Raw genomic sequence first — 10983 nt, 5'->3', positions numbered from 1 at the left:
GTCGGTGATATTCAAAAAAAGGCAAAGAAAATTCAAGATGATTTTCGAGATAATGTGGATGCGAATCCGAACGCCGTTTATGATTCTGATTTCCTGGAAGATTATTTAAGTAAAGGAAAAGCCAATAAAAAGGCGCTTGATCAAAGAACTCGCGAGATCAATGCTGCCATTGAGTCGTCTGGTTCTGATCGTGCTGAAAAGTTAAAGCCGGCGGCGTTTAATGAACATTTTGACGAATGGGAAAAAGAAGTCAAAAAGGCCAAAAAGAAATTTGATGATTTCCGTTTAGATAACGCTAAAACCTGGGAGAGTTTAGAAGAACGAACGAAGAGCTTTGAAATAGTGATTAAAGGTTTTGCCTACAGCAAGCAACATGGTGGCGCTACCGCTTATAGTGGTAAAACGAAATCGATGTTGAAAACAGCGATAAGGAACGCAAAACCGGTTAGTGAAGTGGAAAAAGAGTCCGGTATTAAGAAACCTAAAAATATGAGTCAACAGAAGTATAAAGCATTAGTTTCAAGAGCTGAAGAGGCAATGGCGCACGCACCAAAATCGGTGAAAGGCAAAAAAGCAAAACAGCTCTACAAGCAATACCTTGCCAGTCAGTTAGGGGAAGCTAAACAAAAGGATTGGGATAAGACGGTTAAAGCAGTTAATGAGACTGCTAATGAACGAGGTACCGAGCTTTTCGTAGCACTTCAAAAAAATAAAAATACAAAAATGGATGCTGTTGGTGTAACTGGAGAAGCGTTATCAAAAGTATCAGACGTTCATGAAACTACCTTAAAGTCAGGAGTTGCGGCAGCACGTTATAGTGGTGCGGGATATACAGCTGACTTATCAATGAATTCATCATATTTAAGCGATATTAAGGCTATCAAAGGAATTGGAGAAGTTAGTCGAACGGCTGGTTCTCTTGGGAAGGTATTAAGTGGACTCGGTTTTGCTGGCAAGGTACTTACTGTGGGTACAACAACATGGGAAGATACACACGGTGGGCATACAGCTGCTTATGGGCTTGGACATGGTGCAACAAAACTAGCAGTCTCATCAGCCGCAATGACAGGAGCAGCAGCTGCGATTGCGCTGATACCAGGTGTAAATATAGCTGCTGCAGGAATTATTGCAACAATTGGTGTTGGAATTTTAGCTTCAAGTGTTCTTGATAAAGTATCAGATAAACTTTGGAATGGAGCACACAAAGTAAAGATAGTTAATGAAATGGTTGGTGATTAATTAATGGAAGCGAATCGGATAGATATAATTGAATTCGGTAGTTTAAAGTATCAACTATTAGAGATTTGTAAAACTTCCAGAATATCAGAATATTATATTGTTGATACTTACCAAACTGGAAATTTATTTACTAGTATTTTACTTTTTAACAATATTTGGTTTAGAAAGAAAATTAAAGGTTATAAAATAAGTGAACTTGAAAAGGACGAAATATATCACAGTATTCCAGTTGGCTTTAATTTCGGGAACATAATTGATGGAAGTTCACAAGCAATTTCTAGAACAGCTAAATTTAGCTTCATTACACCCATTATTTTCTGTGTACTCGGCATACTTAGTGTACAATTTGGAGTTGGAAAAGGATTAGTTAGTCAATTACTAGGAGTATTTTTTATACTTAATTATGTTTTGGAATTATTAGTTACTCGACTAAAAAAAGATAAGCACGACACTCACATAATAAACAGCTTCATTACTGGGGGAGAAACACAACCTATTATATTTATTAATCTCGGGCCAAACTTTTTAGAGGTAATAGTTGGCCGATTTATTGAGCTTTTTCGATTTGCTACCGGCTGGATTTTTGGTGGAATATTAGGGTACGGATTAATTTCTGAATTCATTGATCCAAATCTTGGATTAGAGGCACTATTTAAACATAATATTCTATTTGGAATTCTTACTATTTTGCTCTTTGTTGTAACAAGTTCTTCAGCATTAGGGCTTAATGTTGAAAATAAACCACTTTGGATTAGTAAATATCAAATTGAATCGATTAATGTGAAGGAGAAAAATTAATTATGAATGAACAAAGAGACATATTTCCTGTTGGCAGTGTTGTTAAGCTCTATACGGATAAACAATATTATTTAATAATTGCCTTGTTAGTTCAGACCAAACAAGGAGACCAAGAAGTCTACTTTGAGTATGAGGCAACAATCCTCCCTTGGGGATTGAATTCAGACCAAGCGGTTTACTTTAACACTTCTGATATTGAAACGGTAGTTCGTGAAGGAATCATTATAGAACCAGCTACTTCAAATTATTTAACCGAAATAAAGAAGTGGATAAGAGACAACGACGATGTAGCTAAAGGGACGACAAACTTGGATGTGAGTAAGTGATAGAAACAAATAATGTAAAATAAAATTATCGGTAATATAATTATGTTTATTCAGGCAGTACTATCGTGCTCAATCGTGTATTAATTTATCGTGATTGAGTTACATACATAAAGAAAATGAATAAGATAGTGGGTGATAGATATGGGGAAATACGTCGCAACTGAATTCGACGAGTTAGTCGATTCAATTAATCCTAAAATTAAAGCCCTCCGGAACCAGTTAAAAAGCTATGAAGGTTCCGGACAAAAATTCGTCGATATGGATTCTTTTAAAGGTTCTGGTGCGGAAAATGCAAAGGACTACTATCATAGCGCGCAAATTCCAATCGCTAAAACCTGGGAGAGTTTGGAAGAACGAAGAGCTTTGAAATAGTGATTAAAGGTTTTGCTTACAGCAAGCAACATGGGGGCGCCGCCGCTTATAGTGGTAGAACGAAATCAATGTTGAAAACAGCGATAAGGAACGCAAAATCGGTTAGTGAAGTGGAAAAAGAGTCAGGGATTAAGAAACCTAAAAATATGAGTCAACAGAAATATAAGCAATTAATTGCTGCCACAAATGCAGGAGTTTCTAGGATCAATAAAAAAGATATGACTAAGAAAAAAGTAGCACAGATGAAACAACAGCTCTTTAATGAATTAAGCACGATGCCACAAAGAAGATGGGATAAACAGATTGCGGTATTTAGAAGAGGAGTGAGTTTCACACAAGCTACAGGAAATTTCTTTGAAAGAATTGGGAAAGACATGTTTGAAAATTCGCTAACCGAAATGTTATCAGTACATGTAGGATTTTTAAAGCGAACAGTTGTAGATGGGTTCGATAAGTTTGCTACTAGCAAAACTGGAAAAGTATTAAAAAAATTCCATTCTTAGGCACAGGACTCGATGCTTATGTAATTAGCAAAGACAAGCAAAACTCAGATACTGATATTTTTTTTAAAACTGTTGGGCACCTAGTTACAAATTGGAGTTGAGGCAGGGATGACAGCAATTGGTGGAATCGTAAGTGGAATCACTACTGGCGCTGAAGGTGCAGTAGCTGGTACCGTTGTTGAACCTGGTGGAGGTACCGTTGTTGGCGGTATTGGTGGCGTTACTGTTGGTGTAGTGGGAGGATCAGTTACGGGATTTGTTACAGGAATTGCGGCGACTACGACGGCTGATGATTTTTATGATTAAAAAATTAGAAATATTGTTAACGGGAGAACTAATGACATTCAAAGAGCGAATTAAAAATGCTACAATCCAGATTGATAGAGAATACGGAACAACTCTTTTTTTTTCTATTACCATTAATTATTTTATTTGTCACTTTTTTAATGTGGACTGGTTGCACATTGGTTTATCAAGAAAATACTTGGAACAAAGTACCTGCCGAGATTACTACACAAAGAAGTTATAAAACAGCCAAATCAGGAATTAGATATCACGTACAGCTCACAACTAGCATAAATGGAGAATCAGTGAAAATAAATTCTGATGATGGTAGTGGACCTTTTGCGATAGGAAGCAAGACTTATGTTTATTACGATGGGAAGCATTTGAATTCAGTTTTTTGGGATAATAATCCTGTAGAGACAACGATTAGAACAGGTGCGCTATTGATTGTCGACGTTTTTTTCTGTTACTTACTGTATAAATATGTTGTGTTTAAGAAAGTTAATAAGAGAAATTCAATTAAATGATTTTTTGAGAAATAGGAATAGCTTGTCTGGTCTTAACTGGAGAAGGAAATATATGCAAAGTAAAAGAATGAATTTAATAATGACATCAATTGATAATAGATTGGGGAAATTGACGATTCCTACATTTATATTTTCCATAATTTTCATGACGTTAATTATAATTGCAGGAAGTAATATTGTTTATAGAGAGTTCATTTGGGGAAAAATACCAGCCGAAATTGTTAATCAAAGAAGTTATATAACAACCAAGTCAGGGACGCGATATAGTCTTGAATTAAGAGTAAAAATTAATAATAAAAAAATTATCGTTAACTCTGATGTTGGAAATGGACCGTTTGAAGTGGGACAAAGGGTCTACGTATTCTATGATGGACGTAATACTAAAACTATATTCTTTGAAAATAATAAAACAGGAACTAAAATTTTTGTTTTCATTGCAATTATTTTGGATATTATTTACTTGTATTTATACTATCATTTTTTTAAATATAAAAAATCGAAAGAGGAACATTAAATATGAATAATAATATTTTACCGCTAGGAACAATTGTATTGTTAAAAAATGCGGATCAGGCACTGATGATTATAAGCAGGGTGCCACTCACGAAAGGGAACAAGGGTGAGAATGTCTATTTTGATTATGGTGCAGTTTTAGTGCCACAAGGATTACAGTCATCAGACGAGATTATAATGTTTAATCACGAACAGATAGAGACGATTGGCTTTATGGGATTTATCGATATTAATGAGCAACAGTATGTTGACGAGATGCCTAAGATTATTGGAGAGTCAGGATATGTACGTGCCGAGAATACTAAGTAAGAAGCGATAATTATTTTAGGAGGAACAAACTATGATTCAAGAACAACCAGGTCAAGTTAGTTTTGGCCGTGCAATTAAAGATTTATTTAAAGGGTATTTTGATTTTAAAGGACGAACTACATGTTAATCAATAATACGTTTAAGCGAGTCCCTGCGGATATTCATAAAAAGTACGTACTTTTTAACAATAAAGGTGTTTCAGCACAGTGTAAATTAAATATACTCAATGGGGGCGAATCATCCGCTTTAATCCATGGGGTTTCTTACAGAATCAATTCTACACAGATGAGTGTAGATGCATTAATTGATAGAAGTAAGAAGGGTCATTCAAAATCGGAAAACTTTAATATTTTAGATAACTCTGGAGAATTGGTTGGTACACTAAGATCACGAATGTCATTTCCAATATTTGGATATATGTATTATGAATTCATATTCTCAGGTACACTATATACCATATATAAAGTTGGAATGGGTAAACAGGGGTTAAAATTCATTGTTTATATAGACGACAAGCAAGTAGGATTAATGGAAAAGGAACTAGTTGAAAGAAATGGACGGTCTGAGTATGAATTCTTTATGGTGGATAAAAAAGCCGAGGTCGTGAGTTTCCTTTTTCTTGTATATTACGATGCTTCATATAATGTACAGGGTGAAGTACTTTCAAACACTAAAGAAGTAACATACGAATTTACAATCCATAAAGAACTCAGAAATAAATATAATCCGAAATTTAAGGAGCAGCATAATGGGAAAAAATATTAAGTTACTATTGAGTATCTGTTTAGTGCTTGTAGCGCTAGTTGGTTGTGCAGCATCCAAAAGAATTCAAGGGACTTGGCGGATACAGGATGCCGAGAATAAGACCGGTCAAATAAAACTAACAAGGAATAAGCTAACAATTGATATTGGTAACAGTAAGAAGAGTTATTCATTTAAGCAAAATGCGATTGGGACTAAGAATGGCACAACTTATTATGGATTAACGCTTGATAATCAATCGCTTTCAATTATTTTTCCTGAAAAAAATAAGAATAAGGCAATATTTATGCAGGTTGATTCGACTGATGACTATTTAAAGGGAAAAATGATTTTTGCAATGAACAAGACAAAGAAACCAAACTATAGATATTATGTGAACCGCTATTTGAATCAATAGTAGTAAACGAAGGTTTGCATTATGATAAATAGTGTCGCTGGAAATTATATAGAAATATTAGAGATATTTACCAGAAAGGTAGATATCTTTTTTACAGTATATTTTAAGTATTTTAATCGAACTCACTATTCAAGTTAGCTATAGCGAAATCTTCTCGAGTACGCGCAAAACAATGAGTAGCGTCAGCAGCATTAAAACAACTTCCGGGTTGTCTAAAGTGACCAGTAATGGGACACAGGCCCTCAATAATCTGAATAAGATGAAAAAAACCGCCTACGATCAACAAACTGCTTGGCATCGTTTTGAAGCTGATCACGCTAAAGATTTCGCAGCGTTTGATTCCTTAATTGGTCAGTTAAAGGGGTTGGTGAATCAATATGCTGGTGGAAGTGTGCCGACAATGGCTAGCTATCAAAGTGGTGGGTTTAATGCAGTGGCCGGCGAAGGCTATGCGGCGGCAGTGGCCGGCGTTACGAATATGAATCAAGCACGAGCAGCCGCTGACAAACAAGCCCGTCAAAGTATCGGGCAAATTCGTAAGGCACAAAAACAATACGCGAACGAGGTTAAAAGACAAAAGCGGATTGAAGCGAAAAAACGCAAAGCAGAAAATCGCCAAGCTGGCTGGGCAGACTTAATGATTGATGGTGTTTTTATCTTTGGTGGGGCTATCTTAGCTGTTGCCTCTGGTGGCGTGGCGATGCCGTTAATTTTATTGATTGGGAATATAATGTTTGGGGCCAATACATTATTAACCGATGCTAATAAAATAAGTACTGGTAATGATGAAGGAAACAACTTTCTAAAAGATAAATCACAAAGACTATTTGGGAGAAATGTAGGTGATGTTGTTTATGAGAGTACAAATTTTGCTTCAGGCATTGTTGGTAGTGGTGGGGCCTATAAGGAGCTCGCTGAAAAAGGCATCGTTGTCGGTATTTCTAAAGGAAGTGAATCAATTTTGTCAGGAATGGATACGGGCATCGGTCAGAAGATTATTGCCGGAATTGGAAACACTAGCAGATCAGTCTTACCGAAGCTTAGTGAAAACGTAACAATGTCAACAGTTGGGAAAGAAGTCGTAAAGACCTATGGCAAAGAAGTCATCGTACAAGGTACTGAGAAAGTAGTAGAGAAAGAGGTGACAGATCCAGCTTCTGAACTGGCCGAGAAGTTCGTAGAAGATGGTGTTTACGAAACAACGGGAAATAAGTTTATCTCTGAATCAATCGGAAAAACTGTTGAAAACGGCATGAAAAAAGGGACAGGAAAAGCTAGCGATAAAGTAATTAATTCATCAAATGAGTATGTAAAACGTTCACTTGAAAACACAGTTGAAAATGCGAAATTAAATCAAGCTCAATCAATTATCAAGACGTTGGGGCAACAAAATGGACAACGTGAATTTGGAAAGTATAAGGGTGGTTATTAATATGGGCAGTATCGTAATTTATTATTTTTTATTTGGTAGTCAACAACAATCAAAAGAATTTTTGATTAGTAAGATGGTTATTTATATAATTCTTAACATCGGCGTCGCCATTTGGTCGTCATTAAAAAATGTTAATGATGAGACAATTAATGGAAAAAAAGGGCAACAACAAACAATCAATGATCTAAAGCCCATAAGTCTAGTAGGAACAGTAGTAATTTGGTATATTTCGATGTTTGGTTTTGGTAATAATTTAGATACATTAATCAATCCAAGTGTTGATTCAAACATAATGGGAATGTGTATAACGGGATCCTTGACAATTTTTGGGTTTATCTGGATGGTTAGTGCCTGGTATATATTATTAATAAATATTAAGAAAAGCGATAAAACACCAGAAGAAAAAGTCCGTTTTTACTTAGATGATAATCGGACATGGAATGGTGGCATAACTGGTTTTGTAATATGTATGGCAGGGGCTTTTATGTTCATGGTAACATTACCAACAAAACCAGCAACGAAGGAATTTGAATTTCATCCAGTGGAATTATCAGTAGCGCTAATAGTGGTTATAGGAACGGTTTACTTGAGCGTTAAAGTACCAAAATGGTTCCGTAAGTACGCAGAACGTTTTATCTAAAGAATCATAGACCAAGTCCAAATGGCTTGGTCTTTTGAATATCACAAATAATCTGATTTGCATAGAATTGATATGGAAAAGGTAGCTGCAGTAATTGAAATGGTCGCAACTGCAGTCGCTGAACCGCTCACTTTCGGAGCAGATACGCCACTTTTTTGCTGTTGAGGGTGGTCAGCTTACGGCCGGTCTAGCTGCATTTAAGGAAGAATGTGGCGCTAAGATGGCGACTGAAGTAGTTCTTAAAGGTGGCGAAAGAGTTGCTGTCGAAGGAACAGCTAAAGCCGAAGAAAAAATCGTGATGAAGAACGAGCGGATAGTAGCTGAAGGTGAGAAAGTTAATGGACTTGATTATTTAGATGAACAGTTGGAAAGTATGAAAAATAATGTAAAAATTAATAAATATGAATCTGCTGAAAGTGTTAATGATTGGTGCAGCGCTTCAACCAAGAGATACGAATGGCAGATTTTCAGCCGCAACGGGTCAACGGGTATACGTAAGTATGCAATAAGTGGTGTTAAAAAAATTAATCCATCGACTTATGGAAAAACAACAAAATTCGCTGGGGGGGATTGGGAAATCTTTGAGTTTCGTAGGAAGTGTTATTGGTTTTTTTGATGACTATAATGAACGACATAATGCTGGTAAAGCAATAATGCACGTCGCATTTACTGTAACAGTAGGGACAGTAGCAGCTGGATTGATTGGAGCAGCAATTATTTTTGCTGGTATTACTCTTCCTGTTTGGCTTGTAGTGGGTATTGTTACACTTGGGAGTGCAGCAATTGCAGAAGCTATTTATTCTAAAGTTAAAGTTGTTCATAATTCGCTGGATTATATTGGTCAAAAAATAACAGAAAGATTTAATAAAACGATTGAGGAAGATAAGGGAAGACCGGGTTATACAGTCCCTAAAATGAATGGAGGGTACACATTTGTTCCAACAAACTGAATTTCAAATTATTGCAAAAATTAGTAATCGGTATCGGTTAGTTAAGTCCAATGATTTATTTTATATAGTAGATGTTGCAAACTATAAGAAGATAGCAACTTATTTTCCGCTATTTTCATACTGTGGACTTGCTGGGTATTCAGTAAGCAACGCGGAAGCAAAAAAAATTATTAAACAAACAAAGAACTTAAAGGAAAAAGAAACAAAGGAAGAGATTTTCCGTAACGCACCAGGAATTATTGGAGTAAGCGCACTTTTAGGTATTTATTTAGCAAGAAATGATTTGATTATGGATAATACAGGTCTAGTTCGGATTTTTTTAATAGCGATGTTGGTTATTCTTGTAGCAATTCATGTTGGTAAATTAAGACAAGATCAACCTAGTTATAGTAACCCAGATGTTACGTTTATTCCTTTACATTTATGGGCAAACATACTTGTCTTTATGCTACAAATTACTTCAATTTTGGTAATCGCTATTTGTATATTATCGAGACAGATATCTATGATGGCATTAACTTGTGCATTAATGTTTATTTTACTAATAGGGACAGCCCCTTACTTCACGCCTAAACAACAAAAATTCTATTATAAAATTAAATAAAATTTTTGTCGTACGATAGCAGAAACTATATATCAGAAGATTCCAGTAGTGCACGAATTAGTTGATTCGGTAGGAAATGCTATTACAAAACAATTTAATAAAACAGCCAAGGAGGATGAAAAAAATCCTGGCTATACAATACCTAAAATAAACGGAGGTTATCAATTTGTTTCTACAAAATAAAATAGTAGTAATTGCTCAACCAAATAAACGTTATAGGTTAGTTGAGTCGAATCAAAGATTCTTTCTGGTTGACTGTGGTAATTATAAAAAAATTGCAACTTATTTCCCCGCCTTAATGTATTACGGTATTGATGGTTATGAATTGACAAAGACTGAAGCAAACGAAATAACAGAGATGTCTAAGCAATTAGGTACTGAAAAGGAAATAAAATCGAAAAATAAAATGGCATATTATAGTAGCTTGTGGTTGGTACCGGTATCAGTCATTCTGTACAGTGTTTTGAATAATATTATCTTGTCCGATTTAGTTTTAAGGATCGGAAGTTCAATTATATTAGTAACTACATTTTGGTTACACGCAAATAAAATGAAAGGAATGGCTGAAATTGCTTTTAATAAACCATTGGTTAAGTTCTATCCTAAATTTCGATATCAATTAAAAACAAACTTTTCGCAATTTATTGGATATTTGATGTTTTTCTTAGTTCAAGGAGGAGCTTGCCTGCTTATATTGTTGGGGTTGATTGGCATTCTAAGGTTTCAATTAACTTCTTGGGTAATTATAATGGTTTGCTCGTTTTTTCCAATAGCCTTTATATATGGCGATGCAGCGAAGAGTGAATTTCCTTTTATATGGATCGAAAATATTTAAATAACTGTACTAAATAAAAAGGTGGATGACAATGAATAATAAAATATTGCCAATTGGCACATTAGTATATTTAGATGAAGGAACTAGTCTTATGGCTATTATCGGGATTGGTCAGTTAATTAAGCAAAACGAGGCCGATGAAAAACCAACTTATTTTGATTACGTTGGTGTTATTTATCCGCAAGGACTTGTTTCTGAAGAATTATATTATTTTAATCAAGATAATATCTCAGAAGTTGTTCGTGAAAGTTTAGTGAATGAGCAACATGAAAGATTAATTGTAGCAATGGAAGAATGGAAAAAAGATAACGCTGATCAGTTTATTAAGGGGAAGATAGTTAGTTGTATAAACAGAATAAGGAGTGTAGATAATAAGGCTCCTTGTATACATAGGAGTTTACAAATGGAAACTAAAGAAATTGAAAATAATAATTGGAATGTCATCAATATTTTTAGACTAAATAATATCAAAAACTATTGTGTAGTGTAAT

The 10983-nt window shown here is 35.0% G+C and carries 19 protein-coding genes; all 19 read left to right on the top strand.

The annotated features are described in order from the left end of the window. The coding region (locus tag FC90_RS05730) for a hypothetical protein (RefSeq protein WP_201781110.1) at window positions 1-1239 on the top strand (1239 nt) is incomplete at its 5' end. A gap of 3 nt (window positions 1240-1242) precedes the next feature. Continuing rightward, the gene (locus tag FC90_RS05725; protein ID WP_057908311.1) at window positions 1243-2037 is read left to right on the top strand and encodes a hypothetical protein; all 795 of its coding nucleotides are present in this window, start codon (window positions 1243-1245) and stop codon (window positions 2035-2037) included. Between the two features lie 2 nt (window positions 2038-2039). Further along, window positions 2040-2363, top strand: a complete 324-nt coding sequence (locus FC90_RS05720) for a DUF4176 domain-containing protein (protein WP_057908310.1) — start codon at window positions 2040-2042, stop codon at window positions 2361-2363. Between the two features lie 141 nt (window positions 2364-2504). Beyond that, on the top strand, window positions 2505-2735 hold the full coding sequence (locus FC90_RS05715; RefSeq protein WP_057908309.1) for a T7SS effector LXG polymorphic toxin: 231 nt from the start codon (window positions 2505-2507) through the stop codon (window positions 2733-2735). Beyond that, on the top strand, window positions 2735-3238 hold the full coding sequence (locus FC90_RS05710; protein WP_057908308.1) for an FIVAR domain-containing protein: 504 nt from the start codon (window positions 2735-2737) through the stop codon (window positions 3236-3238). Before FC90_RS05715 ends, FC90_RS05710 begins: the two co-directional genes overlap by 1 nt. A 108-nt stretch (window positions 3239-3346) precedes the next feature. Beyond that, window positions 3347-3544 carry a hypothetical protein gene (locus FC90_RS05705; RefSeq protein ID WP_057908307.1) on the top strand — a complete coding sequence of 66 codons (198 nt, stop codon included), beginning with the start codon at window positions 3347-3349 and terminating at the stop codon, window positions 3542-3544. 158 nt (window positions 3545-3702) lie between these two features. Beyond that, window positions 3703-4050 carry a hypothetical protein gene (locus tag FC90_RS05700; protein ID WP_151886738.1) on the top strand — a complete coding sequence of 116 codons (348 nt, stop codon included), beginning with the start codon at window positions 3703-3705 and terminating at the stop codon, window positions 4048-4050. Between the two features lie 52 nt (window positions 4051-4102). Next, entirely contained in the window at window positions 4103-4564 is a 462-nt protein-coding gene (locus tag FC90_RS05695; protein WP_057908305.1) for a hypothetical protein, read from the top strand. 2 nt (window positions 4565-4566) lie between these two features. After that, window positions 4567-4872, top strand: a complete 306-nt coding sequence (locus FC90_RS05690) for a DUF4176 domain-containing protein (RefSeq protein ID WP_057908304.1) — start codon at window positions 4567-4569, stop codon at window positions 4870-4872. Window positions 4873-4992: 120 nt separating this feature from the next. Further along, window positions 4993-5637 (top strand): hypothetical protein, encoded by a 645-nt coding sequence (locus FC90_RS05685; protein WP_057908303.1) that lies wholly within the window; start codon window positions 4993-4995, stop codon window positions 5635-5637. Continuing rightward, window positions 5621-6031 (top strand): hypothetical protein, encoded by a 411-nt coding sequence (locus FC90_RS05680; protein WP_057908302.1) that lies wholly within the window; start codon window positions 5621-5623, stop codon window positions 6029-6031. The genes FC90_RS05685 and FC90_RS05680 overlap by 17 nt, the downstream gene beginning before the upstream one ends. 172 nt (window positions 6032-6203) lie before the next feature. Continuing rightward, the gene (locus FC90_RS05675) at window positions 6204-7463 is read left to right on the top strand and encodes a hypothetical protein (protein WP_151886740.1); all 1260 of its coding nucleotides are present in this window, start codon (window positions 6204-6206) and stop codon (window positions 7461-7463) included. A gap of 1 nt (window position 7464) precedes the next feature. Next, on the top strand, window positions 7465-8103 hold the full coding sequence (locus FC90_RS05670) for a hypothetical protein (RefSeq protein WP_057908300.1): 639 nt from the start codon (window positions 7465-7467) through the stop codon (window positions 8101-8103). A gap of 94 nt (window positions 8104-8197) precedes the next feature. Next, window positions 8198-8719 carry a hypothetical protein gene (locus FC90_RS05665; protein WP_057908299.1) on the top strand — a complete coding sequence of 174 codons (522 nt, stop codon included), beginning with the start codon at window positions 8198-8200 and terminating at the stop codon, window positions 8717-8719. Next, window positions 8685-9053, top strand: coding sequence for a hypothetical protein (locus tag FC90_RS05660; protein WP_057908298.1), 369 nt, complete (start codon window positions 8685-8687; stop codon window positions 9051-9053). The genes FC90_RS05665 and FC90_RS05660 overlap by 35 nt, the downstream gene beginning before the upstream one ends. Next, window positions 9037-9657 (top strand): hypothetical protein, encoded by a 621-nt coding sequence (locus tag FC90_RS05655; protein WP_057908297.1) that lies wholly within the window; start codon window positions 9037-9039, stop codon window positions 9655-9657. Before FC90_RS05660 ends, FC90_RS05655 begins: the two co-directional genes overlap by 17 nt. A gap of 48 nt (window positions 9658-9705) precedes the next feature. Then, window positions 9706-9840, top strand: a complete 135-nt coding sequence (locus tag FC90_RS09570; RefSeq protein ID WP_268872313.1) for a hypothetical protein — start codon at window positions 9706-9708, stop codon at window positions 9838-9840. Next, window positions 9824-10492, top strand: a complete 669-nt coding sequence (locus FC90_RS05650) for a hypothetical protein (RefSeq protein ID WP_057908296.1) — start codon at window positions 9824-9826, stop codon at window positions 10490-10492. Before FC90_RS09570 ends, FC90_RS05650 begins: the two co-directional genes overlap by 17 nt. A 31-nt stretch (window positions 10493-10523) precedes the next feature. After that, on the top strand, window positions 10524-10982 hold the full coding sequence (locus FC90_RS05645) for a DUF4176 domain-containing protein (RefSeq protein WP_057908295.1): 459 nt from the start codon (window positions 10524-10526) through the stop codon (window positions 10980-10982). The last annotated feature ends 1 nt before the right edge of the window (window position 10983 follow it).

This window comes from Latilactobacillus graminis DSM 20719 (genome assembly GCF_001436415.1).
Taxonomy (GTDB): domain Bacteria; phylum Bacillota; class Bacilli; order Lactobacillales; family Lactobacillaceae; genus Latilactobacillus; species Latilactobacillus graminis.
The sequence above is the reverse complement of the archived record's forward strand: the minus strand, read 5'-3'. Positions and strand labels throughout refer to the sequence as shown.

Coding starts and splice junctions, on each gene's coding strand:
- FC90_RS05720 (WP_057908310.1), top strand. CDS start 2,040: ATGAATGAACAAAGAGACATATTTCCTGTTGGCAGTGTTGTTAAGCTC.
- FC90_RS05645 (WP_057908295.1), top strand. CDS start 10,524: ATGAATAATAAAATATTGCCAATTGGCACATTAGTATATTTAGATGAA.
- FC90_RS05675 (WP_151886740.1), top strand. CDS start 6,204: ATGAGTAGCGTCAGCAGCATTAAAACAACTTCCGGGTTGTCTAAAGTG.
- FC90_RS05685 (WP_057908303.1), top strand. CDS start 4,993: ATGTTAATCAATAATACGTTTAAGCGAGTCCCTGCGGATATTCATAAA.
- FC90_RS05695 (WP_057908305.1), top strand. CDS start 4,103: ATGCAAAGTAAAAGAATGAATTTAATAATGACATCAATTGATAATAGA.
- FC90_RS05715 (WP_057908309.1), top strand. CDS start 2,505: ATGGGGAAATACGTCGCAACTGAATTCGACGAGTTAGTCGATTCAATT.
- FC90_RS05680 (WP_057908302.1), top strand. CDS start 5,621: ATGGGAAAAAATATTAAGTTACTATTGAGTATCTGTTTAGTGCTTGTA.
- FC90_RS05690 (WP_057908304.1), top strand. CDS start 4,567: ATGAATAATAATATTTTACCGCTAGGAACAATTGTATTGTTAAAAAAT.
- FC90_RS05725 (WP_057908311.1), top strand. CDS start 1,243: ATGGAAGCGAATCGGATAGATATAATTGAATTCGGTAGTTTAAAGTAT.
- FC90_RS05705 (WP_057908307.1), top strand. CDS start 3,347: ATGACAGCAATTGGTGGAATCGTAAGTGGAATCACTACTGGCGCTGAA.
- FC90_RS05670 (WP_057908300.1), top strand. CDS start 7,465: ATGGGCAGTATCGTAATTTATTATTTTTTATTTGGTAGTCAACAACAA.